Annotated in this window: 27 protein-coding genes; 11 read left to right on the plus strand and 16 right to left on the minus strand. The window is 66.2% G+C overall.

The window, feature by feature from the left end:
- The first annotated feature begins 14 nt into the window (after positions 1-14).
- The 5 genes from AB5S05_RS00585 to AB5S05_RS00605 all read left to right on the plus strand — a co-directional run bounded on the left by AB5S05_RS00585 (position 15) and on the right by AB5S05_RS00605 (position 5,567).
- Positions 15-980 carry a carbohydrate ABC transporter permease gene (locus AB5S05_RS00585; RefSeq protein WP_318646018.1) on the plus strand — a complete coding sequence of 322 codons (966 nt, stop codon included), beginning with the start codon at positions 15-17 and terminating at the stop codon, positions 978-980.
- The gene (locus AB5S05_RS00590) at positions 980-1,822 is read left to right on the plus strand and encodes a carbohydrate ABC transporter permease (protein WP_369285458.1); all 843 of its coding nucleotides are present in this window, start codon (positions 980-982) and stop codon (positions 1,820-1,822) included. The genes AB5S05_RS00585 and AB5S05_RS00590 overlap by 1 nt, the downstream gene beginning before the upstream one ends.
- 28 nt (positions 1,823-1,850) lie before the next feature.
- On the plus strand, positions 1,851-2,999 hold the full coding sequence (locus tag AB5S05_RS00595; RefSeq protein WP_369285459.1) for an ABC transporter ATP-binding protein: 1,149 nt from the start codon (positions 1,851-1,853) through the stop codon (positions 2,997-2,999).
- Positions 2,996-4,498, plus strand: a complete 1,503-nt coding sequence (locus AB5S05_RS00600; RefSeq protein WP_369285460.1) for a glycoside hydrolase family 32 protein — start codon at positions 2,996-2,998, stop codon at positions 4,496-4,498. The genes AB5S05_RS00595 and AB5S05_RS00600 overlap by 4 nt, the downstream gene beginning before the upstream one ends.
- 76 nt (positions 4,499-4,574) lie before the next feature.
- Positions 4,575-5,567 carry a LacI family DNA-binding transcriptional regulator gene (locus tag AB5S05_RS00605; protein ID WP_369285461.1) on the plus strand — a complete coding sequence of 331 codons (993 nt, stop codon included), beginning with the start codon at positions 4,575-4,577 and terminating at the stop codon, positions 5,565-5,567.
- Between the two features lie 12 nt (positions 5,568-5,579).
- Here the strand turns inward: AB5S05_RS00605 and AB5S05_RS00610 are convergent, their stop codons facing one another.
- The 4 genes from AB5S05_RS00610 to AB5S05_RS00625 form a co-directional block, all read right to left on the minus strand.
- Positions 5,580-6,638, minus strand: a complete 1,059-nt coding sequence (locus tag AB5S05_RS00610) for a PA0069 family radical SAM protein (RefSeq protein ID WP_369285462.1) — start codon at positions 6,636-6,638, stop codon at positions 5,580-5,582.
- Between the two features lie 126 nt (positions 6,639-6,764).
- Positions 6,765-7,037 (minus strand): YheV family putative zinc ribbon protein, encoded by a 273-nt coding sequence (locus AB5S05_RS00615; RefSeq protein ID WP_369285839.1) that lies wholly within the window; start codon positions 7,035-7,037, stop codon positions 6,765-6,767.
- A gap of 11 nt (positions 7,038-7,048) precedes the next feature.
- Positions 7,049-9,112, minus strand: coding sequence for an oligopeptidase A (gene prlC, locus AB5S05_RS00620; protein WP_369285463.1), 2,064 nt, complete (start codon positions 9,110-9,112; stop codon positions 7,049-7,051).
- A 92-nt stretch (positions 9,113-9,204) separates the two neighbouring features.
- Positions 9,205-10,917 carry a diguanylate cyclase gene (locus AB5S05_RS00625; RefSeq protein ID WP_369285464.1) on the minus strand — a complete coding sequence of 571 codons (1,713 nt, stop codon included), beginning with the start codon at positions 10,915-10,917 and terminating at the stop codon, positions 9,205-9,207.
- Positions 10,918-11,143: 226 nt separating this feature from the next.
- Here AB5S05_RS00625 and AB5S05_RS00630 point away from each other — a divergent pair, with 226 nt between their 5' ends.
- Both AB5S05_RS00630 and AB5S05_RS00635 read left to right on the plus strand, forming a co-directional pair.
- Complete coding sequence (locus AB5S05_RS00630; RefSeq protein ID WP_369285465.1) at positions 11,144-11,689, plus strand: gamma carbonic anhydrase family protein; 546 nt, start codon at positions 11,144-11,146, stop codon at positions 11,687-11,689.
- 66 nt (positions 11,690-11,755) lie between these two features.
- Positions 11,756-12,403: an HAD family hydrolase gene (locus tag AB5S05_RS00635; RefSeq protein WP_369285466.1), complete on the plus strand. Its 648-nt coding sequence runs from the start codon at positions 11,756-11,758 to the stop codon at positions 12,401-12,403.
- Positions 12,404-12,411: 8 nt separating this feature from the next.
- On the opposite strand, the gene AB5S05_RS00640 is transcribed toward AB5S05_RS00635, so the two are convergent.
- Together AB5S05_RS00640 and AB5S05_RS00645 are read right to left on the minus strand one after the other, a co-directional pair.
- Positions 12,412-12,642 carry a DUF1161 domain-containing protein gene (locus tag AB5S05_RS00640; protein ID WP_369285467.1) on the minus strand — a complete coding sequence of 77 codons (231 nt, stop codon included), beginning with the start codon at positions 12,640-12,642 and terminating at the stop codon, positions 12,412-12,414.
- Entirely contained in the window at positions 12,639-13,760 is a 1,122-nt protein-coding gene (locus AB5S05_RS00645) for an aminopeptidase (protein WP_438943516.1), read from the minus strand. Before AB5S05_RS00645 ends, AB5S05_RS00640 begins: the two co-directional genes overlap by 4 nt.
- A gap of 88 nt (positions 13,761-13,848) precedes the next feature.
- Between AB5S05_RS00645 and AB5S05_RS00650 the strand changes: the two genes are divergently transcribed.
- Positions 13,849-14,265 carry a PA0061/PA0062 family lipoprotein gene (locus AB5S05_RS00650; protein ID WP_369285468.1) on the plus strand — a complete coding sequence of 139 codons (417 nt, stop codon included), beginning with the start codon at positions 13,849-13,851 and terminating at the stop codon, positions 14,263-14,265.
- A gap of 4 nt (positions 14,266-14,269) precedes the next feature.
- On the opposite strand, the gene AB5S05_RS00655 is transcribed toward AB5S05_RS00650, so the two are convergent.
- The 3 genes from AB5S05_RS00655 to AB5S05_RS00665 all read right to left on the minus strand — a co-directional run bounded on the left by AB5S05_RS00655 (position 14,270) and on the right by AB5S05_RS00665 (position 16,604).
- On the minus strand, positions 14,270-15,274 hold the full coding sequence (locus tag AB5S05_RS00655; protein ID WP_369285469.1) for an LLM class flavin-dependent oxidoreductase: 1,005 nt from the start codon (positions 15,272-15,274) through the stop codon (positions 14,270-14,272).
- 151 nt (positions 15,275-15,425) lie between these two features.
- The gene (locus tag AB5S05_RS00660; protein WP_369285470.1) at positions 15,426-15,641 is read right to left on the minus strand and encodes a dodecin; all 216 of its coding nucleotides are present in this window, start codon (positions 15,639-15,641) and stop codon (positions 15,426-15,428) included.
- Positions 15,642-15,716: 75 nt separating this feature from the next.
- Entirely contained in the window at positions 15,717-16,604 is an 888-nt protein-coding gene (locus AB5S05_RS00665; RefSeq protein ID WP_369285471.1) for a LysR family transcriptional regulator, read from the minus strand.
- A 116-nt stretch (positions 16,605-16,720) separates the two neighbouring features.
- Between AB5S05_RS00665 and trpB the strand changes: the two genes are divergently transcribed.
- A complete protein-coding gene (gene trpB / locus AB5S05_RS00670) occupies positions 16,721-17,932 on the plus strand; it encodes a tryptophan synthase subunit beta (RefSeq protein ID WP_369285472.1) in 1,212 nt (403 codons plus the stop codon).
- Positions 17,929-18,738, plus strand: coding sequence for a tryptophan synthase subunit alpha (trpA, locus tag AB5S05_RS00675; protein ID WP_369285473.1), 810 nt, complete (start codon positions 17,929-17,931; stop codon positions 18,736-18,738). The genes trpB and trpA overlap by 4 nt, the downstream gene beginning before the upstream one ends.
- Before the next feature lie 168 nt (positions 18,739-18,906).
- Here trpA and AB5S05_RS00680 read toward each other — a convergent pair whose 3' ends face one another.
- The 3 genes from AB5S05_RS00680 to AB5S05_RS00690 all read right to left on the minus strand — a co-directional run bounded on the left by AB5S05_RS00680 (position 18,907) and on the right by AB5S05_RS00690 (position 21,112).
- Positions 18,907-20,139 (minus strand): permease, encoded by a 1,233-nt coding sequence (locus AB5S05_RS00680; protein WP_369285474.1) that lies wholly within the window; start codon positions 20,137-20,139, stop codon positions 18,907-18,909.
- 348 nt (positions 20,140-20,487) lie between these two features.
- On the minus strand, positions 20,488-20,610 hold the full coding sequence (locus AB5S05_RS00685) for a hypothetical protein (protein WP_438943525.1): 123 nt from the start codon (positions 20,608-20,610) through the stop codon (positions 20,488-20,490).
- 73 nt (positions 20,611-20,683) lie between these two features.
- The gene (locus tag AB5S05_RS00690) at positions 20,684-21,112 is read right to left on the minus strand and encodes a winged helix-turn-helix transcriptional regulator (protein WP_369285475.1); all 429 of its coding nucleotides are present in this window, start codon (positions 21,110-21,112) and stop codon (positions 20,684-20,686) included.
- Between the two features lie 150 nt (positions 21,113-21,262).
- On the opposite strand from AB5S05_RS00690, the gene AB5S05_RS00695 reads away from it, so the two are divergent.
- Positions 21,263-21,805 carry a nuclear transport factor 2 family protein gene (locus AB5S05_RS00695; protein ID WP_369285476.1) on the plus strand — a complete coding sequence of 181 codons (543 nt, stop codon included), beginning with the start codon at positions 21,263-21,265 and terminating at the stop codon, positions 21,803-21,805.
- 48 nt (positions 21,806-21,853) lie between these two features.
- Here AB5S05_RS00695 and AB5S05_RS00700 read toward each other — a convergent pair whose 3' ends face one another.
- From AB5S05_RS00700 to pbpG, 4 genes are all read right to left on the minus strand, one after another.
- The gene (locus tag AB5S05_RS00700; RefSeq protein WP_369285477.1) at positions 21,854-22,183 is read right to left on the minus strand and encodes a hypothetical protein; all 330 of its coding nucleotides are present in this window, start codon (positions 22,181-22,183) and stop codon (positions 21,854-21,856) included.
- Positions 22,184-22,434: 251 nt separating this feature from the next.
- Positions 22,435-23,682, minus strand: a complete 1,248-nt coding sequence (locus tag AB5S05_RS00705; RefSeq protein WP_369285478.1) for a peptidylprolyl isomerase — start codon at positions 23,680-23,682, stop codon at positions 22,435-22,437.
- A gap of 1 nt (position 23,683) precedes the next feature.
- Positions 23,684-24,673, minus strand: a complete 990-nt coding sequence (locus tag AB5S05_RS00710) for a phospholipase C/P1 nuclease family protein (RefSeq protein WP_369285479.1) — start codon at positions 24,671-24,673, stop codon at positions 23,684-23,686.
- A 167-nt stretch (positions 24,674-24,840) separates the two neighbouring features.
- Positions 24,841-25,746 carry a D-alanyl-D-alanine endopeptidase gene (gene pbpG / locus AB5S05_RS00715; protein ID WP_369285480.1) on the minus strand — a complete coding sequence of 302 codons (906 nt, stop codon included), beginning with the start codon at positions 25,744-25,746 and terminating at the stop codon, positions 24,841-24,843.
- Between the last annotated feature and the right edge of the window lie 96 nt (positions 25,747-25,842).

A 25,842-nucleotide genomic window follows, 5' to 3' on the forward strand; every position in this document is an offset into this window, starting at 1 on the left:
GCCGAGGACTCGACATGACGACCACTCTCACCCAAGCGCAGGAAATCGCCGACGCGGCCATCGCGCCCCGCCCGACTCCGGTCGAGCGCCGCCGCGTGCGCGCCGCCTGGCTGTTCCTCGCGCCCATGCTGCTGTGCCTGTTGCTGGTGGCCGCCTGGCCGTTGCTACGCACCTTCTGGTTCAGCCTGACCGATGCCAGTCTCAGCAACACCGGCGCCGGCAACTTCGTCGGCCTGAGCAATTACCTGTTTCACGATGGCAGCGAATGGTCCGGCATCCTGGTCGACCCTCAGTGGTGGAATGCCGTGCGCAACACCCTGTACTTCTCGGCGGTGTCGGTTGGCCTGGAGGTGGTGCTCGGCCTGGCGGTGGCGCTGCTGCTCAACGTCAGGTTCGCCGGGCGCACCCTGGTGCGCGCCATGATCCTGATTCCCTGGGCGATTCCGACCATCGTCTCGGCGAAGATCTGGTCGTGGATGCTCAACGACCAGTTCGGCATCCTCAACCACCTGATGCTGGGCCTCGGCCTGATCGACGCCCCCTTGGCCTGGACGGCCGACGCCGAACTGTCGATGTGGGCGGTGATAGTGGTGGACGTGTGGAAGACCCTGCCGTTCGTCGCCCTGCTGATGCTCGCCGCCCTGCAGATGCTGCCGGCCGATTGCTACGAGGCGGCGCGGGTCGACGGCATCCACCCGCTGAAGGTGTTCTGGCGGGTGACCCTGCCGCTGCTGATGCCGGCGCTGCTGGTGGCGACCATCTTCCGCGTGCTCGACTCGCTGCGGGTGTTCGATGTCATCTACGTGCTGACCTCCAACTCCTCCAGCACCATGAGCATGTCGGTGTTCGCCCGCCAGCAATTGGTGGAATTCCAGGACGTCGGCTACGGCAGCGCCGCCTCCACCCTGCTGTTCCTCATAGTGGCGGCGATCGCCACGCTCTATCTCTACCTTGGCCGCCGCCAACTGGAGGTGCGCTGATGCCCGCCCGTCTACTCAAGAAGGCGTTGTGGCGCCTGGGCTTCTGGAGCCTGATCGGGGTCCTGCTGGTGTATGCGGTGTTCCCCTTCTACTACGCCGTGCTGACCTCGCTGAAACCCTCCAGCAGCCTGTTCCAGGTCAGCTACTGGATCGACACGCTGGACTTCGCCAACTACGCCGCGGTGCTGGAGCAGCCCTCCTTCCTGCAGGCCATCGGCAACTCGCTGATCGTTTCGGTCTGCGTGGTGGCGGTGGCGCTGATTCTCAGCCTGACCGCCGCCTATGCCCTGGGCCGGGTCAGGTTCCGCGGACGCGGCACGGTGCTGATGCTGGTGCTGGGCGTGTCGATGTTCCCGCAGGTGGCGGTGCTCTCCGGGCTGTTCGAGGTGATCCGCGCCCTGGGCCTGTACAACTCCGCCTGGGCGCTGATCCTCAGCTACACCATCTTCACCCTGCCGTTCACCGTGTGGGTGCTCACCACCTTCATGGGCCAACTGCCGGGCGAGCTGGAGGAGGCAGCCATCATGGACGGCGCCTCGCCCTGGGTGGCGCTGACCCGGGTGCTGCTGCCGCTGCTCTGGCCGGCCCTGGTGACCACCGGCCTGCTGGCCTTCATCGCCGCCTGGAACGAATTCCTCTTCGCCCTGACCTTCACCCTGACCGACGCCCAGCGCACGGTGCCGGTGGCCATCGCCCTGATCTCCGGGGGCAGCCAGCACGAGCTGCCCTGGGGCCTGCTGATGGCGGCCTCGGTGATGGTCACCGTGCCCCTGGTGATTCTGGTGCTGGTGTTCCAGCGCCGCATCGTCTCCGGCCTCACCGCCGGCGCGCTCAAGGGTTGATGCCCCGACAAGAACAAGGAACAGCCTCATGACCAAGTTGAAACTCGACAATGTGAAGAAACACCTGGGCGGCATCCAGATCCTGCGCGACATCAGCCTGGAGATCGCCAGCGGCGAGTTCGTCGTCTTCGTCGGCCCCTCGGGCTGCGGCAAGTCGACCCTGCTGCGGGTGATTGCCGGGCTGGAGTCCATCTGCAGCGGCGAGCTGCTGATCGACGGGCGCCGGGTCAACGACCTGGAGCCCCGCGAACGCGGGGTCGGCATGGTGTTCCAGTCCTACGCCCTGTACCCGCACATGAGCGTCTACGACAACATCGGCTTCGGCCTGAAGCTGGCCAAGACCGACAAGCAGAGCCTGCGCGAACGGGTGCTGGCCACCGCGCGCATGCTGCAGCTGGACAAGCTGTTGCAGCGCAAGCCCAGGGAGCTCTCCGGCGGCCAGCGCCAGCGCGTGGCCATGGGCCGGGCCATGGCCCGTGAGCCGGACATCCTGCTGTTCGACGAGCCGCTGTCCAACCTCGATGCCGCCTTGCGCGTGCAGATGCGCAACGAGATCGCCCGGCTACACGACCGCCTGGGCACCACCATGATCTACGTCACCCACGACCAGGTGGAGGCCATGACCCTGGCCGACAAGATCGTCGTGCTCAACGCCGGACGGATCAAACAGGTCGGCTCGCCGCGGGAGCTCTACGAGCGGCCGAACAGCCAGTTCGTCGCCGGTTTCCTCGGCTCGCCGCGAATGAACTTCCTGCCGGTGCGCCTGCTCGTGCCGGGCTCCACCAGCCAGATCGAGGTGCCCGCTCTGGGCCGCCTGAGCGCCCTGCCCTTCGACAGCTCGGTGCTGAGCGCCGATAGCCCGCTGACCCTGGGAATGCGCCCGGAACAGATCGGCCTGCAAGCCGCCACCGGCGACGCCGGGCTCGAGGTGCTGGGGGTCGAGTACCTCGGCAGCGAGATGTACGTACACCTGGACGCCGGCCAGGAGGAAGCGCTGATCTGCCGCTGTGACGCGAGCGCCGCCTGGCGCGCCGGCGACCACGTCCTGCTGCAACCGCAGCAGGACAGCTTGCACCTATTCGATGCCGAGGGTAGCGCCTTGCCGCGCGTCGACACACCGACCGCTACGCAACCGCACGACGCAGTCCCTCGCCCAGCCCGCCTGAGTTCCGTATGACCCTGACCATGCAACCACCGAGCCCGACCCTGGCCCTAGACCTGGCCAACCATTCGCTGAACGAGGTCAGTTCGCGCCTGGTACACGATTACCGTCCCGGGTATCACCTGGCCCCGCGCGCGGGCTGGATGAACGACCCGAACGGCGTGGTGTACTTCCGCGGCGAATACCATGTGTTCTATCAACACCACCCCTTCGATCCGAGCTGGGGGCCGATGTACTGGGGGCACGCCAAGAGCCGCGACCTGGTGCATTGGCAGCACCTGCCCATCGCTCTGGAACCGGGCGACGAATTCGACCGGCACGGCTGCTTCTCCGGCAGCGCGGTAGTCTGCGGCGATACCCTGGTGCTGCTCTACACCGGGCATACCTGGCTCGGCGAGGTGGGCGACGAGCGCAGCATCCGCCAGGTGCAGTGCCTGGCCACCAGCGACGACGGCGTGCATTTCGCCAAGCAGGGGGTGGTTATCGACGCCGCGCCGGATGCCGCGATCATGCATTTTCGCGACCCCAAGGTGTGGCGCGAAGGCGAGTACTGGTACCTGATCGCCGGCGCGCGCCTGGGCGACGTGCCACTGCTACCGCTTTACCGCTCCAGCGACCTGCGCACTTGGGAGTTCCTCGCCTATGCCAGCCGCGGCGGCGAGGGCGACGGCTATATGTGGGAATGCCCGGACCTGTTCCGCCTCGGCGGCCAGGACGTGCTGCTGTATTCCCCGCAAGGCATGCAGCCGGATGGTTTCGAGCGGCTGAACAAGTTCCACACCGGCTACCGGGTTGGCCAGCTCGACAGCGACTGGCGCTTCACTGGCGGGCCCTTTATCGAACTGGATAACGGCCACGATTTCTACGCCGCGCAGACCCAGCTGGCCGCCGACGGCCGGCGCCTGGTCTGGGCCTGGCTGGACATGTGGGATAGCCCGATGCCGAGCAAGGCCCACCATTGGTGCGGCATGCTCGGCTTGCCGCGCGAGCTGGAGTTGCATGACGGGCGTCTGCACAGCTTCCCCGCCCGGGAGCTGACGGCCCTGCGCCAGCAGGCCCTGCTGGTCGATGAATCGGTGTGCGATGGCGCCGGCGGATGGCGCCGCGTACCCGAGCTGGCCGGCGACCTGCTGGAGCTGGAGGTGCGGCTGGACCTGCGCGGCTGCACCCAGGGCCAACTGGGCCTCGCGCTGCGCTGCAGCGACGACGGCAGCGAGCAGACCCGGCTCTACTACGATGCCGGGTTGCAGCGCCTGGTGCTCGACCGCGACCGCTCCGGCGCCGGTGTCGACGGCCAGCGTAGCGTGGCGCTGGGTGCGGGACAGAACAGCCTCGAGCTGCGGGTGTTCCTCGATCGCTCGTCGATCGAGGTGTTCGCCGCCGATGGCAGCTTCAGTCTCAGCAGCCGTCTCTATCCGCACCCCACCAGCCTCGACGTCGGCCTGCTCGGCTACGCCGACGGCGGCCGCGTGGCGATTCGCCAGGCCTGGCGCCTAGAGGCGCAGATCGCATGAAGTGCCGGCCGCGGGTCGCCGCTGGCGGTAGCGCTGTGTCATCATCCGCCGACCACAACGCTCGGTTGCGCTACGCATGACCACCGTAAAAGACGTTGCCCGGCTGGCCGGGGTATCCCTGATGACCGTGTCGCGGGCGCTCAATCACCCGGAAAAACTCAGCCCCGAGACCTACCAGCGGGTACGCCAGGCTATCGACGAACTGCAGTTCGTGCCGAGCATGTCGGCGCGCAAGATTCGCGGCGACAACCTGGCCGCACGCACCATCGGCGTGTTCGCCCTGGATACCGCGACCACGCCGTTCGCCGTAGAGCTGCTGCTGTCGATCGAGCGCACCGCGCAGCAGGCCGGCTGGAACGTGTTCGTTCTCAACCTGCTGAGCGACCCGCCCAGCGAGCAAAGCATCGACCTGATGCTCGCCCACCGACCCGACGGCCTGATCTTCACCGCCATGGGCCTGCGCCGGGTGAGCATACCGGAGCGCCTGCAGAGCAAGCCGCTGGTGCTGGCCAACTGCCTGGCCGAGGGCAGCGGCCTGACCAGCTACGTGCCGGATGACGAGCAGGGCCAGTACCGTGCCGTGCGGCAGGCCCTCGGCCAAGGCTACCGGCGCCCGCTGTGCATCAACCTGCCGAGCCAGAGCCTGGCCTGGGGATTGCGCCAGCAGGGCATGCGGCGCGCCTTCGAGGAGTTCGGCCTGCCCGCCGAGGCCGCCCTGCAGTATGACCTGTCGGCCCATGACAGCTACGGCGAGACCCAGGCGATCCTCGATCGGCACATCGTCGAGGGCCGCCCCGAGTTCGACATCCTGATCTGCGGCAACGACCGCATCGCCTTCTGCGCCTACCAACTTCTGCTGACCCGCGGCCTGAAGATTCCCGGCGATATCGCCGTGCTCGGCTACGACAACATGATCGGCATCGCCGAACTCTTCCTGCCGCCGCTGACCACGGTGCAGCTGCCCTACTACGAGATCGGCCAGCAGGCCGCCCTGCACCTGATCGAGGGGCGCGAGCGGAGCGGTACCCAGCTGGTGGACTGCCCGCTGGTTACCCGGCAGTCCGTCTAGGCGCAGCCAGACTCACAGCAGCGCCAGCTGCCCGCCCGGCGGACAGAAGCGCGAGCAGTCCAGCTCGAAAGCCTCCCGGTGCTGCAGGCCGAGGCGCTTGCTGGCCAGGGCAAAGCGCCGAGCCAGCAGCTCGGCGAAGGCGCCCTGACCGCGCATGCGCGAGCCGAAGCGGCTGTCGTACAGCTCACCGCCGCGGCTCTGACGAATCAGGCTGAGCACATGTTCGGCGCGCTGCGGGTAGTGGGCCTGCAGCCACTGTTCGAACAGCGGGGCGACCTCGTGCGGCAGGCGCACAAACATATAGGCGGCGCTCTGCGCCCCGGCGTCCTTGGCCGCCTCGAGCAGGTGCTCCAGCTCGCTGTCGTTGATCATCGGGATCATCGGCGCGCAGAGTACCCCCACCGGAATGCCCTGCTCGTGCAACACGCGGATCGTCCGCAGGCGTGCCGCCGGCGCCGCCGCGCGAGGCTCGAGGATGCGCTTGAGTTCATCGTCGAGGCTGGTCAGGCTGATGTGCACCGATACCAGGCGCTGCCGAGCCAACGCCGTGAGCAGGTCGAGATCGCGCAGTATCAGCGCGCCCTTGGTGACGATGGTCAGCGGATGCCGCAGGCGCAACAGCACCTCGAGGATCTGTCGGGTCAGCCGCTGCTCACGCTCGATCGGCTGATAGGGATCGGTATTGGTGCCGAGCGCAATGGGCGCGCAGACGTAGCCGCGCCTGGACAACTGCTGTTCGAGCAGGCTCGCGGCGTTGGTCTTGGCGATCAGCCGGGTCTCGAAGTCGATGCCCGGCGACAGGTCCCAGTAGGCATGGCTGGGCCGCGCATAGCAGTAGATGCAGCCATGCTCACAACCACGATAGGGATTGATCGAGCGATCGAAGGGCAGGTCCGGCGACTGGTTGCGGGTGATGATGGACTTGGCCGCTTCCGCGCGCACCTCGGTCAACCGCGACGGCGGCACGTCCTGAGACCAGCCGTCGTCTTCGGCCTGCGAATGGCGAGGCGCGAAGCGATTGTGCGGGTTGCTGGCCGTACCGCGGCCGCGCGGCGGCGGGGTAATGGGCATGGGACGACTCCGGCGAAAGACTGTATAAAAATACAGTCATTTCCCCATACTACCAAGTGCCTGTCGTCGTCAGGGCACCCCGCTCGGCCATTCACCGTGCCTTACCCCCGACCCGCGCGCCGGGCTTCAACCCTGCGGCTTGTTCAGCTTGGGGTTGGGGAAGAACTGCACCGCCTGCACCTTGGGATCGGCGGCCTTGGGCTTCAACGCACTGACGTTGACCCGGGTCGGCAGTTCCCTGGGTACCGAGTTGCCGCGCTCATCCAGGGTATCGGCATAACCGCAGCCGACACACTCGCGGTGCGGCACGCCGTCCTCGTCCCACATCTGGATGCGGTCCATTTCGCTGCAGGCCGGGCATACCGCACCGGCGATAAAACGTTTCTTGATCGCATTCATGGCTGATCCGCTCACGCGGCCTCCTGGCTCAGGCCGAGATGGCGCAGCAGGGCATCGATGCTCGGCTCGCGGCCGCGGAAGTCGACGAACAGCTCCATCGGCTCCCGGGAACCGCCGCGGGCGAGGATCGCCTCGCGGAAGGCGCGGCCGGTTTCACTGTTGAACACGCCTTCTTCCTCGAAGCGCGCGAAGGCGTCGGCCGACAGCACCTCGGCCCACTTGTAGCTGTAGTAACCGGCCGCGTAACCGCCGGCGAAGATATGCGCGAAGCCGTTGGCGAAACGGTTGTAGGCCGGCGGGCGCAGCACCGAGACCTCGTCGCGGATGCCTTCGAGCACCTCGAGCACGCTGCGCCCGTCGCCGTGGCTGGCGTGCAGCTCGAAGTCGAACAGACTGAACTCCAGCTGACGCACCATCATCAAGCCGGACTGGAAGTTCTTCGCCGCCAGCATCTTCTCCAGTAGGTCCTGTGGCAGCGGCTCGCCGCTCTGGTAATGGCCGGAAATCAGCGCCAGGCCCTCGGGCTCCCAGCACCAGTTCTCCATGAACTGGCTCGGCAGCTCCACCGCGTCCCAGGCCACGCCATTGATCCCCGAGGCGCCGGCATGCTCGATGCGGGTCAGCAGGTGGTGCAGGCCGTGGCCGAATTCATGGAACAGGGTGGTGACCTCGTCGTGGGTCAGCAGCGCCGGCTTGTCGCCCACCGCCGCAGTAGCGACTGGCGGGGTGAAGTTGCACACCAGGTTGGCCACCGGGCTGATCAGGCGGCCATCGGCTGTGCGGCGCTTGTCGCGGGCGCCGTCCATCCAGGCACCGCCGCGCTTGTTGGCGCGGGCATAGAGGTCGAAGAAGAAACGCCCGACATGCCGGCCATTCTCCTTGATCTCGAACAGGCGCACATCCGGGTGCCAGCTGTCGAAGCCGGACAGCTCCTCGATCTGGATGCCGTAGAGCTTTTCGACGATGGCAAACAGGCCGGTCAGTACCTTGTTGACCGGGAAATAGGGACGCAGGATCTCCTGGGAGATGCTGTAGCGCTGCTCGCGCAGCTTCTCGCCGTAGTAGCCGACGTCCCAGCTCTGCAGTTCGGCGCAGCCCTGCTCGGCGGCGAAGGCCTGCAGTTCGGCCAGGTCCTGGGCGGCGTAGGGCTTGCTGCGCAGCGCCAGGTCGCGCAGGAAGCTGAGCACCTGCTCGCTGCTCTCGGCCATCTTGGTCGCCAGGCTCAGCTCGGCATAGCTGGCGTAGCCGAGCAACTTGGCCAGCTCCTGGCGCAGGTCGAGGATCTGCTCCATCACCGGGCCGTTGTCGTCCTGACCGGCATTCGGCCCCTGGTCGGAGGCGCGGGTGCAGTAGGCGGCGTAGACCTCTTCGCGCAGCGCGCGGTTGTCGGCGTAGGTCATCACCGCGTAGTAGCTGGGGAACTCCAGGCTGATCAGCCAGCCGTCCAGGCCCTTGGCCTCGGCGGCCTGCTTCATCTGCGCCTTGGCCGAGTCGGTCAGGCCGGCCAGCACAGCCTCGTCATCGACCTGCTTGGTCCAGGCCTGGGTGGCGTCGAGCAGCTGGTTGGAGAACCGGCTGGACAGCTCGGAGAGCTTGCTCTGGATGGCGCCGAAGCGCTGCTTCTGCGCCTCCGGCAGGTCGATGCCGGACAGGTGGAAGTCGCGCAGCGCATGCCTGAGGATGGTCTGCTGGGCGATGTCGAAGCCAGCCGCCGCCGGGCTGGCGGCCAGGGCATGATAGGCCTCGTAGAGCGCGCGGTTGTGTCCCAGTTCGGTCCAGTAGGCCGACAGCTTGGGCAGGCAGGCCTCGTAGGCCTGGCGCAGTTCGGCGCTGTTGCACACCGCGTTGAGGTGGCTGACCGGGCTCCAGGCGCGGCCGAGGCGCTCGTGCAATTCGTCGAGCACCTGCACCAGCCCCTCCCAGCTCGGCTCGCTCTGCTGGGTCTTGAGCAGTTCGGCGATAGCCGAGCGGTTGTCGGCGAGGATACGGTCGATGGCGGGCTCGACATGCTCGGCGCGGATAGCGGAGTAGGGGGGCAGGTCGAAGTCTTGCAGCAGCGGATTGTTCGCAGTCACGGTGGCACCTTGGCTGTATTCGGGCGGCGTCGAATGCGCCGGAGTTGGCGCTATCTTAATACAAGCCAAGGCAACGACCGCGCGAAAGCGCTCTATCGGGACGATTGAGCCGACCGGGCGCGGCGCCCCAGCCGGGCGCCCTCGCACTGGCCGGCGTGCTCGTCCTGGTACTCCACCAACTGGTCGCGCCCGCCTCGCTTGGCGGCATAGAGCGCATCGTCGGCGGCGGCGAACAGCTGCTCCGGCTGCTCGAAGGGGCCATCGGCCAGGCTCGCCAGGCCGATGCTCAAGGTCAGTGGCGCCTCGCCCTCGGTCATCCGCGCCAGCTCCTTGCGCAACCGTTCGGCCAGCACCCTGGCCGCCGCCGCGGTGCTGTTCGGCATGATCACAGCAAACTCCTCGCCGCCGTGGCGACAAGCGGTAAAGGGCTTGCGCACCTCGCACTGCAGCAGCCGCGCCACCTTCTGCAGGACGAGGTCACCGGCCTGATGGCCATGCTCGTCGTTGAAGCGCTTGAAGTGGTCGATGTCCAGCAGCAGCAGGCTGAGCGGCTGGCCGAACTGACGCGCCACTTGCAGCTCCTTATTCATCTGGCTGTCGAAGTGGCGGCGGTTGCACAGGCCGGTCAGGGCGTCCAGGTAGCTGCCGCGCTTCAACTCGCGCACCCGGCTACCGAGGGCCAGCGACAGCAGCACCATCTCGATCAGCGAACCGAGCTGGAAGGCATTCTGGGTCAGCATATTGTGCGGCAACCAGCCGAACGTCTTCAGCATGTAGATCACCACCCCGAGCAACAACGCGGTCCAGGCCAGCAGGTAGTAGCGTGCCGGGCGTGCACCGGCCAGTAGCGCGACCACCCCGAGCAGCAGCAACTGCAGGGTGATGACCAGGGTCAAGCCGGCAAACGGCTGGATCAGCTGGCCATAGCTGAACTGGGGAATGCCCAGCATCAGCACCACACACAGCCCCTGCAGCACTTGACTGAGCCGATCCAGGCGCGGTGCCAGCTGGCGGGTAGTGAGGATGCCGCGGGCGAACTGCAGCGCCCAGAGCAGCGACAGACCGAGCAGCAGCAGCAGGCTGTCGTTGGCCAGACGCGGGCTGTCCGGCCAGAGGAACTGGTAGCTCAGGCCATTGTGCACGGCCATGTACAGGCCGTAACAGCTGACGTACAGCAGGTAGAAGAAGAACGCCCGGTCGCGCACCACCAGGAACATGAACAGGTTGTACAGCACCAGTGACAGGAAGGCGCCGTAGTAGAAGCCATAGGCCAGCTGTTCCAGGCTGATACGTTCGAGCAGCGCCTGCGCCGACGACAGGCTCAGGCCGATGTTGATCGGCCCGGCCGAGGCATAGCGCAGGTAATAGGTCTGTTCGCTGTAAGGCGGCAGGTCCAGGCTGAAGATAAAGTCGCGATGGTCGATTTCGCGGCTGGCGAATGGACGCCGGTCACCGGTGTTGCGCACCTGCCAGCTGCCGTCTGACTGAGGGCTCCAGAACTCCAGCCAGTCGATCAGCGGATAGTCCTGGCGCAGCATCAGGTGGCGGATTTGCCCGCTGGGGTTGCTCAGGCGAAAGCGCACCCACCAGGCCGAATGGCTGAATCCGAAGTTGGCCGAATTCGCCTGATTGTCTCTGAACTCCATGGCCTGGACCTGTTCCAGGCCGAGTTGGCCACTGGGGTCCTCGAGCAACTGCAGGTGCGGCGCCAGGTTGACCCCTTCGCCGTTCGCCGGCAGCGCCAACGCACCCGCGTCGGCCTGCGCCAGAGTGCCCCACAGGCAGAGCAACAGCCCAGACAGCACCCGCCAGACAGCCGCCCTTGCACCCAATACTGCGCCCCCCAACATCGAAATCCTGGCCTTGTTCTGCACGCCCCTCCAGCGGATGGGAGGTGGCTTTTTTCCGAGTGTGCCAGCGTCGCTGGCCTGGAGCCAGCAGTCCCGGGCGAACGGTTCGGCCAAGCAGACCAGCGCCGCGCGCCTGGGTTGATTACACTCATAACAAAACGCAGCTCGGGAGACTTCCAACGTGGCCATCCGCAGTTACCAACAGTTCACTCCGCTGCTCGGCGAGCGGGTATTCGTCGATGCCTCCGCCGTGGTCCTCGGCGACGTGGAGATCGGCGCCGACAGCTCGGTCTGGCCGCTGGTGGTGATCCGCGGCGACATGCACAGCATCCGCATCGGCGAGCGCTCCAGCATTCAGGACGGCTGCGTGCTGCATATCACCCACGCCGGGCCGTTCAACCCGGGCGGCTACCCGCTGAATGTCGGTGACGACGTGACCATCGCGCACAAGGTGGTCCTGCATGGCTGCAACATCGGCAACCGGGTGCTGGTCGGCATGGGCAGCATCGTCATGGACGGCGTGGTGATAGAGGACGAAGTGGTACTCGGCGCCGGCAGCCTGGTGCCGCCGGGCAAGCGCCTGGCAAGCGGCTACCTGTATGTCGGCAGCCCGGCCCGGCTGGTGCGCCCACTGAGTGACAAGGAGCGCAGCTACTTCCGCTACAGTGCCGACAACTACGTGCGCCTGAAGGACCAGCACCTGATGGAAGAGGGCTACTCCGGCTGACGCCTGCTGCGCTCAGGGTCGCCACGCGCCGCCCTCGCACCACCCTGGAATCCGGATTCGAGTGACATGCACTACCGGCACATTCTCTTCGACCTCGACGGCACCCTCACCGACCCGCGCGAAGGCATCACCCGCTCGGTGCAGTTCGCCCTGGCCCGGCTGGGCATCGACGAGCCGGACCTGCAGGCGCTGGAACACTTCATCGGCCCGCCGCTGTTGCAATGCTTCATGCACAGCTATGGCCTGGACGAGGCCACGGCCTGGCAGGCGATCGCGCATTACCGCGAGCGCTTCGCCGCGGTCGGCCTGTACGAGAACCGCCTGTTCGCCGGGATCGGCGAGCTGCTGCAGCTGCTTCCGCAGCAGGGCCGCGCTCTGTACATCGCCACCAGCAAGCCGCAGGTGTTCGCCGAGCGGATCGCCCGCCACTTCGACCTGAGCCGCTATTTCCAGCGCATCTACGGCAGCGAGCTGGATGGCCGCCGCACCGACAAGGTCGAGCTGATCGGTCACCTGCTTGCCGAGGAGCGGCTGCCTGCGGGAGACTGCCTGATGATCGGCGACCGCAAGCACGACCTGATCGGCGCCCGGCGCAACGGCCTGGATGCGGCCGCGGTGGGCTACGGCTTCGGCTCCCACGAGGAACTGCAGGCCGAGACGCCGACCTATCACTTCGCGAGCCTGGCCGAGCTGCATCGGGCGTTTCTGTCCTGAGTCGCGGCTCAGCCGTTGTTCTGGTAGATGATCTTCTTGGTTCCGCCGTCGCAGCTGCCGACCACCATGCTCGGGTCGTGAACTTCGTCATTCGGCACTATCTCCAGGGTGTAGCGGGTCACCCCGGCCGCCTGGATCTTCACCTCGATCTCCCGCTTGAGTTCCTCGCAGGGCTTCGGCGCCGCCAGCGCCGCGCCGGCCAGTAGGCCGAGCAGCCCGGCCACCACCCATCTAGTCATTGCCCAGCACCCCGCTCTTGCCAACCGCCTACAGGTTCGACGCCGTCAGCCCGGAGCAAGTTCGCGGCCGCCTGCAGGTCCTGCAAAACTGCGTCGCGCTCTTGCGGCGGCAACCGCGCCAGCGTTGCGACCCGCCGGTAGAAGCAGGGCCAGTCACCACCGGCCTGCTCGAACACGCGGGCGAAGGCCGGCACCCAGCGGTCATAGAGGCCGAACGGCAACAGCTTGGCATTGTTCAGCGGCGTCTCGATCCAGCCGTCGTAGCGACCAACCCCGCCCCACTGCTCATCGCGCAGCGCCCGGTAATCCTTGCGCAGGCGCTCGAACTCGGCCCGCTTGGCGGCGCGCATCGCCTCCAGCGGCAGGTCGCTGGCGTAGACGCGCTCCAGGCGCGTGCGCGTGGCCAGGACCAGTTCGGTGAACTGCTGACGCTGGCGCACGCCCAGCGGATCGGCGACCGGCGAACCGCGGGCCGCCAGCCACTGGCGCAGGCCCTGGCGCTCGACGAAACTGGCGAAGGACTCGTTGAAGGCGCTGTCGCCGGCCACGTACAGCTGTTGGTGAGCCAGTTCGTGGAAGATCAGCGCGACCAGGCGCTCGTCGCTCCAGCCTAGCATGCTGTTGAGCAGCGGATCGTCGAACCAGCCCAGGGTGGAGTAGGCCTCGACGCCGCCCACGTAGGTGTCCTGCCCCTGCAGGCGACGCAGCGCCGCCGCCCCGCGCGCGCGGCCCTGGTCGAAGTAGCCGCGGTAGGCCACACAGCCGGCGATGGGGAAGCAGTGCCGCTGCGGCTCGAGCGAGAACTCGGCGGTGGCGAACAGATTCCACAGCACGTAGGGCCTGTGCAGGTCGGCATACAGGCGATAGCTGCCATTGTCCGGCAGACGCAGTTCGGCACTGGCGAACCGGCGAGCCTGGGTGGCCAGGCGCAGGCGCCGACGCAGCTCGGGCCCGGTATCTGGATCGCGCACCAGCGTCTCGATCGGCACTCGCGCGCGCAACAGCTCCAGCTGGCCGCTGGCCAGCTGAGCGTAGTAGTCGAGGCTGCTGCAACCGCCGAGCAGCAGTGCCGCCAGCAGCGCCGCGCAGCGCCAGGCGCCGATGGAAAGAGGCATCATGGCGCCTACGCTAACCCATCGCCCGACCTGCCTCCAGCGGCGAAATGGCGTAGGCTGACGCCCATCGCATCTGCTCGAGGGTACGCCCATGCGCCGCCTTGCCTTACTCGCCTGCCTGCTGCTCGCCGCCTGCGCCTCGCCCCTGCCGCCACGCGATCCCGGCCAGGCCTGGGTCGAGCTCTACGCCTCGCCCAGCGACCTGCTGATGGCCGATGAGCTGGACGGCCAGCGCCTCGACGATGGCCGCTACTTCCAGGTGACGCCCGGCGCCCACGAGCTGGTCGCGCGCTTCCAGTTCGAGGTGCCCGGTGGCGGTGGCTGGAACCTGATGAGCGAGCCGGTACAGCGCACCTGCGAGATCCGCCTGCGCTATGCCGACTTCGCCGCCGGCCAGCGCTACCGCCTCGAGGCCCGGCCGCTGGTGAGCAGTGCCCAGGCCTGGCTGTACGACGACCAGCGCCGGGTGCTGGCGCGCGGCAAGGTGCTGCGCTGCGGCACCTTCTAGCCGCTCAAGCGGAGCGCTGCAGCTCGGCAAGCAGGTCGAAGGCATGCAGGCGGTCGGCGAACTCGTATTGGTCGCAGGTGAAGATCAGCTCGTCGGCGCCGGTCTGTTCCAGCAGCAGCTCCAGGCGGCGGGCCACCGTCTGCGGCCCGCCGATCATCGCCAGGCCGAGCAGGCCGGCCACCGCTTCGCGCTCATGGGGCAGCCACAGCCCGTCCATGCTCGCCACCGGCGGTCGCTGCACCAGGCTCTGGCCACGCAGCAGCGCCAGCACCCGCTGGTAGGCGGTGGTGGCCAGGTACTGGGCCTGCTCGTCGCTGTCGGCCAGCAACAGCGGCACGCCAAGCATCACATAGGGTTTATCGAGCACCGCCGAGGGCCTGAAGGCGTTGCGGTAGACGCGAATCGCCTCGTGCATGAGGCGCGGGGCGAAGTGCGAGGCGAAGGCATAGGGCAGCCCCTTCTCGCCAGCCAGCTGGGCGCTGAACAGGCTCGAGCCGAGCAGCCAGATCGGCACCCGGGTACCGCTGCCGGGCATGGCGATCACCCGCTGCCCGGACGTGCGCGGGCCCAGGTAGCCCTGCAACTCCTCGAGGTCCGCGGGAAAATCCTCGGCGCTGCCGCTGCGTTCACGGCGTAGCGCCTGGGCGGTAAAGTGGTCGGCGCCGGGCGCGCGGCCCAGGCCCAGGTCGATGCGCCCCGGGTACAGGGTGGCCAGGGTGCCGAACTGCTCGGCGATCACCAGGGGCGCATGGTTGGGCAACATCACCCCACCGGCGCCGAGGCGGATGCGCGCGGTACCGGCGGCCAGGTAGCCGAGCAGCACCGCCGTCGCCGAACTGGCGATGCCGTCCATGTTGTGGTGCTCGGCCACCCAGAAGCGGCTGAAGCCGAGGCGCTCGACGTGCTGGGCCAGCGCCAGGGAGTTGCGCAGCGCCTGTTCGGGACCGCCGTCGTCACGAATCGGCGCGAGGTCGAGGGTGGAAATCCGGGTCTTGGCTAACGCGCTCATCTGCCCTGCCTGTTCGCTTGCCCGGCTTGCTGCCACAGAGGCGGCGGCAATAGCCGAGCTGATTGGTCGGGCATACTCTACGATTTCCAGACGTGCGCGGCCAGCGGCGCGCGGCCAGCGGCCAGGCCGAAGCCTGGCCCCGCAGCGCGCCTCAGCTATCGCTGATGCGGAAGCCGACCTTGAGGGTGACCTGATAGTGGCCGACCTTGCCGTTCTCGATATGCCCGCGGGTCTCCACGACCTCGAACCAGTCGAGGTTGCGAATCGATTTGGCGCACTCGGCCAGGGCGTTGTTGATCGCATCCTCAATGCCGGTACGCGAGGAACCGACGACTTCGACTTTCTTGTAGGTGCGGTGATCCGACATGACGTTATCTCCTTCAGGGGGGGTAGTTAAACGCTAGTCGAGAAGTCGCCACTGCGTGACCTCGTGTTGCCCCGCTCAGCCACCCAGTTCTCGGCGCAGCCAGTCGGCCAGGGCCTGCGCGCGCTTGTCCAGGCGCCGCGCCGGCACCCACAGGGCCAGGCGCGCCGCGGTCTCGACGAAGCCCCAGGGCGCCACCAGGCGGCCACCGACCAGGTCGTCGGCGACCAGTTGCTGCGGGGCGATGGCCACGCCCAGGCCGGCGGCCGCCGCTTCCAGCAGGTAGTACAGGTGCTCGAAGCCCTGGCCCAGGCGCAGGGCGCCGGCGTCCAACTTCTGGCTGACGGCCCAGTTCGGCCAGGCCTGCGGGCGCGAGACGGTATGCAGCAGTGGCTCGTCCAGCAGCGCCGCCGGCGAGGCCCGGTGCAACTGGGCATAGTGCCCGTAGCGCGGACTCATAACCGGGCCGATGCGTTCGGCGGCCAGCTCGAACACCTGCATGTCCGCCGGCCAGGGCGGCTCGGCGAACAGCAGGGTGGCATCGACCCCGGCCCGGCGCGGGTCCAGCTCGCCTTCGCTGGCCGACAGCTGCAGGCGCAGCTCCGGCAGCTCGCGGTTGAGCCGGTCCAGGCGCGGAATGAACCAGCGCGCCAGCAGGCTGCCGGGGCAGCCGAGAACGAACGGCGCCTCGGCCTGGCCCTGCTGCAACTCGCTGCAGACCGTGCGCAGACGCTCGAAGACCTCGCCGCTGGCATCGCGCAGGCGCACGCCGGCATCTGTGAGTTTAAGGCCACGCCCTTCCTTGACGAACAGGGCCAGCCCGAGGTGCTCTTCCAGTACCCGAATCTGCCGGCTGACCGCACCATGGGTCACATGTAGTTGCTCTGCCGCCCGGCTGACGCTCTCCAGGCGTGCCGCGGCCTCGAAGGCGCGCAGGGCGTTGAGGGGGGGGAGGTCCTGGATCATCTGTGAGATTTCCTTACAGGTTACGGCGATCTTATCGCTTTTGCCGACGGCCACACAGCCTTATCCTGTGTGCATTGCCCGAGCAGCCCGCGGGCCAGACTTCACAGGAGAACAGCATGACTTCATTGCGCAGCGGCCCCGACGCCAAGGGCCTGTTCGGCTCGTTCGGCGGCCAGTACGTCGCCGAAACCCTGATGCCGCTGATCCACGACCTGGCCGCCGAATACGAGAAGGCCAAAGACGACCCGGCCTTTCAGAAGGAGCTGGCCTACTTCCAGCGCGACTACGTCGGCCGGCCCAGCCCGCTGTACTTCGCCGAGCGCCTGACCGAGCACTGCGGCGGGGCGAAGATCTACCTGAAGCGCGAGGAGCTCAACCACACCGGCGCGCACAAGATCAACAACTGCATCGGCCAGATCCTCCTGGCGCGGCGCATGGGCAAGCAGCGCATCATCGCCGAGACCGGCGCCGGCATGCACGGCGTTGCCACCGCCACCGTGGCCGCGCGCTTCGGCCTGGAGTGCGTGATCTACATGGGCACCACCGACATCGACCGGCAGCAGGCCAACGTGTTCCGCATGAAGCTGTTGGGCGCCACCGTGATCCCGGTCACCGCCGGCACCGGCACCCTCAAGGATGCGATGAACGAGGCCCTGCGCGACTGGGTGACCAACGTCGACAACACCTTCTACCTGATCGGTACCGTCGCCGGTCCGCACCCCTACCCGGCCATGGTCCGCGACTTCCAGGCGGTGATCGGCAAGGAAACCCGCGAGCAGCTGCAGGCCCAGGAAGGCCGTCTGCCGGACAGCCTGGTCGCCTGCATCGGCGGCGGCTCCAACGCCATGGGCCTGTTCCACCCGTTCCTCGACGACCAGTCGGTGCAGATCATCGGCGTCGAAGCCGCCGGTCACGGCATCGAGACCGGCAAGCACGCGGCCAGCCTGAATGGCGGCGAGCCGGGCGTGCTGCACGGCAACCGCACCTTCCTGCTGCAGGACGACGACGGCCAGATCATCGACGCCCACTCGATCTCCGCCGGCCTGGATTACCCCGGCATCGGCCCGGAACACGCCTGGCTGCACGACATCGGCCGCGGTGAATACACCTCGGTGACCGACGACGAGGCCCTGGCCGCGTTCCACCAGTGCTGCCGCCTGGAAGGCATCATTCCGGCCCTGGAAAGCGCCCACGCCCTGGCCGAAGTGTTCAAGCGCGCGCCCGACCTGCCCAAGGATCACCTGATGGTGGTCAACCTGTCCGGCCGTGGCGACAAGGACATGCAAACCGTGATGCACCACATGGGCGAATTGGAGAACGAAGCATGAGCCGCCTGCAGAGCCGCTTTGCCGAGCTGAAACAACAGAACCGCGCCGCCCTGGTGACCTTCGTCACCGCCGGCGACCCGCACTACGACGCCTCGCTGGCGATCCTCAAGGGCCTGCCGGCCGCCGGCGCCGACGTGATCGAACTGGGCATGCCCTTCACCGACCCCATGGCCGACGGTCCGGCGATCCAGCTGGCCAACATTCGCGCCCTGGCAGGCCAGCAGGACCTGGCCAAGACCCTGCAGATGGTCCGCGCATTCCGCGAGGACGACCAGACCACCCCGCTGGTGCTGATGGGCTACTTCAACCCCATCCACCACTACGGCGTGCCACGCTTCATCGCCGAGGCCATCGACTCTGGAGTGGACGGCCTGATCGTGGTCGACCTGCCGCCGGAGCACAACGCCGACCTCTGTGACCCGGCCCAGGCCGCCGGCCTGGACTTCATCCGCCTGACCACCCCGACCACCGACGACAAGCGCCTGCCTACCGTGCTCAACGGCAGCTCCGGCTTCGTCTACTACGTCTCGGTGGCCGGCGTCACCGGTGCCGGCTCGGCGACCCTCGAGCACGTCGAGCAAGCGGTGGCGCGCCTGCGCCGCCACACCGATCTGCCGATCAGCATCGGCTTCGGCATCCGCACCCCGGAACACGCGGCGACCATCGCGCGCCTGGCCGACGGCGTGGTGGTCGGCTCGGCGCTGATCGACCAGATCGCCCATGCCGAGGACAGCGACCAGGCCGTACAGGGCGTGCTGAGTCTGTGCCGCGATCTGGCCGAAGGGGTACGCAGCGCGCGCTGCTAGCCCCAAGCCACATAAAAGCCGCTGCTTGCGCGAACAAGCAGCGGCTTTCTTATGCATGGGCTTCTGCTCTCGGCCGCCTGTGTCCAATAGCCGAACCCTATGGACAAGCAGGCCTTGTCTAACCTAAACGGACCTCAAGTTCAGCCGGGCCGAGCGACTGCCTGGCGACTAGTAGCCGACGGCTGCGATGATCAGGCCGCCCGCCAGCCAGAGCGCGGCAAGCAGCGAGATAAACCACAGGATGCACCCGGTGAGTGACCTGTCATCGTCGCCGTGGTCGTGGTCGTCCTGGGACTCGGCGCGCTGCCGCCACCAGAGTCCCGCCAGCACGGCGCTGATGCCGAGGAAAACAATGTTCAGGACGAAGCCGTAATCCAGCGCGAACATCGCCCGCTCGGAAATCCGCTCGCCGTCGCCACTGCCGGGCAACAGGTCCAAGGCCACCAGACCGTAGTGCATCAGCAGCGCGGCGGCGACCAGGCAGACCAGCAGCAGGGCCAGGATATACAGCGCCATCTTCCAGCCGTAGTACTCGGCATTGATACGCAGGACGGGTAGCACCACCAGATCGGAAAAAATGAACGCCATCACGCCGGCGAAACTCACCCCGTGATCCAGCAAGAGCGCGGCCAGCGGAATGTTGCCCATCGAACCGATGAAGGTGGCAAAGGCGGCAAGCGGTGCCACCAGCGTCTGCGCCAGTACCACCAGAAAGCCGGGATTCTGCGCAGATTCGCTGCCAGAGCCGATGAACAGCATTGCAAAAAAGCTGTCAGGCACGAAGGCCGAGATGATGCCCGCGACCGTGAAGCCGATCAGCACATCGCGCCAGACCATCTGCCATTCCATCACGTATTTCATGCCGATCTGCTGCCAGCCGGCCAGCGAAGTCACCTTGTCTCTCCAGCCCGACGAAGCCACCTGAGCATCATCGCCATCGCCTGCCAGATGCTCTCTGGCCTCCTGAATCAGCTTTTCCGGACGCGTCAGGCGCACCAACAGCCAGACAAAGGCAATCAGCAGAAGACCGCCGATGTATTCACCCAGAACAAACTGCCAGCTGAGGAAAATCGTGATGACGATCCCGAGTTCGATCACCAGATTGGTGGATGCCAGCAGGAAGGCCAGCGCGGGGACCAGCCCAGCGCCCTTCTGGAACAGGGCGCGCGTGGTCGACAGCGCCGCAAAACTGCACGAACTGGAAATGAAGCCGAAGAAGGTCGCGATAGCCACGCTCTTCGGTCCGGACTTGCCCATCATCGCCTGCATGCGCTGACGGGTGACCAGCACCTGAATCAGGCTGGAGATCAAATAGCCCAGGGCAAAAGCCCATAGCGCCATCCAGAAAAAACCGACACTGGTCAGAGCAGCGCTCGACCAGTTCTGCAGAAATGTGTCCATGGGTACTCCTGGTGATGCGTGCCGAGCCCAGGCATGACGTGCCGCCTGGACTGCTGCCTTGCGATCGAGTCCGGCAACCCAGGCTCGTCTCGTTGCCTTCCTCGAAGCCGAACCGACCGGTTCGCACTGCAGCAGGCGAATCACCAGGCTGCGCCTCTACCCACCCCCTTGAGTCTGGGCCCTGAAGAGCACCTGTAAAGCGGCTCTGGTCATTCACCGCCTTGGCCGCCGTCCGGGCCGATGAACGAATCGCCCCGGGTTTCCTAGACACTCTCCAATCTCTGAAAATAGCGTTATTCAAACTCCACCGGCGATAGCCGCATAGCGCTGCTGTGTCGAGGCTCGGGTTTATAGAACATCTCGATGTAGTCGAACGCATCGGGTGTACAGGCTGTAAGCGGACACGCCTGAACGCTTCGCCAACTCGGCAACACGCGGGCCACAAGCGGTCACCTGCTTGACCGCTTCAATTTTGAACCTTTAGGAGTAACGCTGGTTGCTTATGGCACCTCCTTATGGGCCGCATAATGAGGCTTGGAGGTGTCTACGAATCCAAGGCCGACTCACTTCTCCCATCGTAAACTTTTCGCGAACGCCGGATTTCGTCATGATGCGCTTCTGCCCAAGAAACCAACTGATACAAGGGCTTGACTAAATCCCTCCCCATTTTTGTAAGCTCATACTCCACCCTGACTGGTACTTCGGGGTAGACGGTTCGACTTACATACCCTTCTCGCTCCAAGTCACGCAGCGTTTGCGTGAGCATACGCTGTGAGACACCGACCACCCTGGATTTCAAAGAATTAAACCTGTCGGGGCCTTCGACGAGTGCAAATAAAATCAGCACCGACCATTTGTCGCCAATTTGCGCGACCACATTACGGATAGGACATTCGTCGTTGTTATGGAACACCCGCTTTTCGGCTTTCTCTTCGCCTATAGCATTGGCTTGGCCTTTGTTCTTCACCACCATGTCATAGCCCTCTTGCCAACTCCTACCCATAGGTTACCAAAATGTGCCTAGATCACATCTTAGTGCCTTATTGTAGTGCAGGTTACTATTTAATACCATCTAGCGTAAATGGCACTCACCTCAAACCAATGACATCGAGAGGAACGATTTATGTGGAAGATCATCGCATCGACACTGCTGATACTGGCAGGTGCTACTGCCTCTGCCCAAGATGCCGACAAGCTAGTTATTGACCTGAGCTCATTACAAAAGCCCAGCTGGACAGAGCAAGAGCTGGCCAACGCCACCTTGATTACGGACTTTGTGCAGAACCTGATGAACAACCATAATTTCGACTACATACTGGAGCGCTACAACGAGAGCTCGTATGTTCAGCACAACCGCAACCTACCCGATAAAATCGCTGGCTTGGTTGGGTTTTTAAAAGAGTTCGTCGAGGACTACCCCGATTACACCTATGACGTAAAACATATCTATGTTGATGGCGATTACGTTATCTTCCACTCCCATGCCACCCTAAATAAATCTGACAGGGGCAACGATAAAAAAGGCATGAATATTGTCGATACCTGGCGCCTTGAAGACGGAAGAATTGTTGAGCACTGGGACTCGATTCAAGCGCTTGATACCTTTATGCGATTTTATTCACTGATTAGCGGCGGCAATATTCGGAATGCCAATGGGGTGTTCTAACTTAATAATTGACCGAATCCGTGGGCGATTCCTCTTTCGATATCGCCCTTAGGGCGCGCCCGGCAACAACTCCGGCGCCTCACGCTGCAGCTTGGCCTTGAGCATCTGCAGTTGCTCCAGGGCGGCGCGGGCCTCGTCCAGCTCGGCGGCGTTGCGCTCGCCGGACTGAGCCGCCTGCTCGATGCGCGCGCGAATGTCGGGAAGCTGCTGCACGCCGCTGGCGAAGGCCTGCACCTGGGCGCGACTGTACTGGTCCTCGAAGGCCTGGTACTGGGCCGGGTCGGCGAACACCGCCGCTGAGGGCGTGGGCCGCGGCTTGAGCACGCCCAGCCGGGGGCTGCGCGGATCGCCGCGCTCGAGCATCAGCTGCATCAGCACCTGGGCTTCCAGGGGTTCGAGGCTGGGCGGTGTCGCATCGGCAGGCGGCGCCTCAGTCGCAGCGGTAGCCGGCGCGACGGCTGGCGCGGCAACGGGCGCGACCGGGAGAGCAGCGGACCAGGACGGCGGTGCGCGCTCGGCCGCGCGGGCCTGCGCCAACCTGGGCGAAGTCGACGACTCGGGCGCCGTCCACCAGGCGGCCGCGGCGACGGCGCCGCAGCAGCAGAGCAGGGCCGCCCCCAGCCAGCGCCTCACAGGCCCACTACCCTGGCGTTGGCCAGCAGCGCCTTCAGCCGCGCCTGCAGCTGGGCGGCCAGCTGCTGCTTGGCCACCGCCTGGTTGACCTCGTAGCGCACGCTGGGATCGCTCAGGGGCAACTGGCGATCCTCACGTGCGCGCACCCGGACGATCTCGAAGGCGCCGGCGATCAGCATCGGCTGGGAAACCGTGTCAGCCTTCTGCAGCAGCGCGGTCTTGCGCAGAAAGTCCAGCTGGCCGTCCTGGGGGCGGATCAGGCCGAGATCCCCCGGGGGCGTCCGACTCCGGTCCTCGGCCAGGGAATAGCGGCGCACCGCCTGGTCGAAGGCCAGGCCGGCCTGCAGCTCGGCATGCACCCGGTCGGCGCTGGCCTGGTCGGCCAGGCGGATGTGCGCCGCCTGCACCTGGGCGACGTTGCGATACTGCGCCAGATGACGGCGGTAAAAGGCCTGGGCGTCGGCGTCTCCGACCCGGCGGGCCAGCTGCCTGAGGCTCTCGGTTTCGTGGTGGAAGTCGGCCTGCAGGCCGATCTGCTCCAGGTACTGGTGGCGGACCAGCTTGTCGCGCACCAGCTGGCGCAGGCCCTCGCGCTCGGCGGCGGTGAAGCCCTGCCCGGCCAGCTGGTACCAGAGGTAATCGCGCTCGGCATACTGGCGCACCTGCTCGGCCAGGTAGGCCAAGTTGCCCTGCTGCAGCTCGACCCGGCCCTGCACGTTGTCGCCCTGATAGAGCGTCAGCAAGTCGAGGTGGCGCTCGGCCCGGCCGGGGAACTGCCAGGCGATCAACGGCACGGTGGCGGCCTCGGCCTGTTGCGCCGGGCTCAGCTGCAGGCTGTCGAGCACCACGCCCTGTTGCGGCGCCGTCAGCACCCGGCGCAGGCGCTCGGCATCGAGTGGTTGCGGCTGGCGCAGGAAGGGCCGCACGTCGTGATCGAACTGGCCGCCGTGGACCTGTTCGATCAGGTTGCTGGCCTCGCGCTCGACCCGCTCATCCAGCCCGGCGCGGCGCTCAGCGCTCAGCTCGCCCTCCACGGCGCGGGCCAGCAGGTGGTTTTCCACCAGGCCCTGGCGCAGCTGGCCGGCAGCGCCGCCGACGCCGACCCGGCTCAGGGCCTGCTCGAGCAGCTCGATGCTCTTGCCGGGCAGGACCTCGCCATCGATGACCAGATCCTGACTGGCCAGGGCCGACAGGCAGACGCCGGTCAGCCCCAGCAGCAGGGTGCGTCCCAGGATCACCAGCACCTCAGAGCCCGCCCTGACCATAGAAGCTGTTGGCGCCCTTGGTCAGCACGTTGACGGTCAGCGCGATGGACTCGGGAATCAGCTCCTTGGCGATGCGCAGCCGCGTCGCATAGCTGGTGTCGTAGAGCGGCTCGGGGTGCTGGTAGGCCACCTGGGCGGTCTGGGTCAGCAGGTCGCGCAGCGGCTTCTGCGCATCGTAGCGGCCGACCAGGTTGGCCACCGCCGCCGGCGCGTTGAGCTGCTCGCTGAAGTAGTGGTCGTCGACCCAGCCTTCCCAACCGGAGTGGCCGTTGCCCGAGGTGACCCAGGCATGATGCGGCTGCGCCACGTCGCCGGTGGCATGCAGCGCGTAGCCGATGGTCTGCAGCGAGGGCGCGGCCTTGAACTGCTCGAACCAGTACTGGGCCAGGTTGTCGATGGGCTGGAAGGCACTGGTCTGGAAGTCGCCGTAGTCCCGCTGCCAGTCCGAACGGCTGCCCTGCCGGTAATGCGCCTCGGTGCTGTCGAAGTCGCTCTTCTTCAGCTCGCGGTTGTACAGGTAGACCATGGCGTACCAGTCGACGTCGCCGCTCCAGCTGCCATCGACCTTGCGGTAGCGGTAGTCGTAGCCGCCATGGTCGTTGCCGTGGGCGTCGCCCTGGCGAGCCATGTTGATGAAGTGCCAGTAGGAGGTGTAGTTGACCAGTGAGGCAGCCGCTCCGGCGGCCGGGGCGTACTCGTAGCCGACCCACCAGCCGCCCAGGCGGGTGTCCTGGAAGTCGTCGACGTCATAGGCGGCCTGGCCGAGCACCTCGCCGGCCTGGGCCTGGCTGCCGGCGGCGCCGACGTAGAACTGGTAGGCACGACGCATGTCCGGCGTGGCATAGGCCGAGTTCATGAAGGCCAGGGCGTCCTTGACGATATTCTTGTGGGTCGGCTGGGACCAGGCGGCTGCCTGGCCGGCGGCCAGCACCAGGCCTAGACCAAGGGTCAGTGAGGTGAGGTTGTTCATCGAGGGTTCGCTCTTCGTGTAGTTGGAGTTGAGCAGTGGTAACCGGCGTCGATGGCAAAGCCGTTACGACGCCGGGCTCCAACTAGAGCGCAGTCGACAGGGGTGCCGCTACCCACGTATGGGTTAGTGGTCTAGACCAAATCGGATTATGTGCCGTCGGTCACGGCTCACTGCGCCGCCAGGCGCTCGCGGGTCTTCTGCTGGCGGTAGCTGATCGCCGCGGCCGGCACCGGGCTGACCTTGCCGGTCTCCAGCCATTTCTTCAGGCGGTTGGCATCGGCCATGTGGGTGTACTTGCCGAAGGCATCCAGGACCACGAAGGCCACCGGGCGCTTGTTCATCACGGTGCGCATCACCAGGCAGTGACCGGCTTCGTCGGTGTAGCCGGTCTTGGTCAGCTGCACGCTCCAGTTGGGCTTGCGCACCAGGGCATTGGTGTTGCGAAAACCCAGGCTGTAGTTGGGTTTGCGAAAGCGCACGGTCTGCTCGGTGGTGGTGCTCAACTGACCGAGCAAGGGGTAGTTCTGGCTGGCCTTGAGCAGCAGCACCAGATCATTGGCACTGGAGACGTTGCGCTCGGACAGGCCGGTCGGCTCGACGTAGCGGGTATGACGCATGCCCAGGGCCTTGGCCTTGGCGTTCATCGCCGCGACGAAGGCCGCGTAACCGCCCGGGTAATGGTGGGCCAGACTGGATGCCGCGCGGTTCTCCGAGGACATCAGGGCCAGCAGCAGCATCTCGCGGCGGCTGATCTCGCTGCCCACCCGCACCCGCGAGAACACCCCCTTCATCTCCACGTTGTCGCGGATGGTGATCGGCAGCACTTCATCGAGCGGCAGCTTGGCATCCAGGGTCACCAGGGCGGTCATCAGCTTGGTCACCGAGGCAATCGGCACCACCAGATCGGGGTTGCTGGAGTAGAGCACCTGGTTGGTCTCCAGGTCGACCAACAGCGCACTGCCGGCGGCCAGCTCCTGCTGGCGCGGCGCCTGAGTGGCGGCGAGGGCGTTCGATGCAACGACAACACAGCTGCAGATCAGCAGCAGGCTTACTATCGAATGACGGATATTCACGGGACGATTCACAGAGTTGAGTGGGAGAGGGGCGGAACTGTCGATTCCGACCGGCGCAGTATACGAAAATCGTCTACCTACCTTGCAGTGTAGGGT

Origin of the sequence: Pseudomonas zhanjiangensis (assembly GCF_041027545.1) — a bacterium.
GTDB classification, from domain to species: Bacteria; Pseudomonadota; Gammaproteobacteria; order Pseudomonadales; family Pseudomonadaceae; genus Aquipseudomonas; species Aquipseudomonas zhanjiangensis.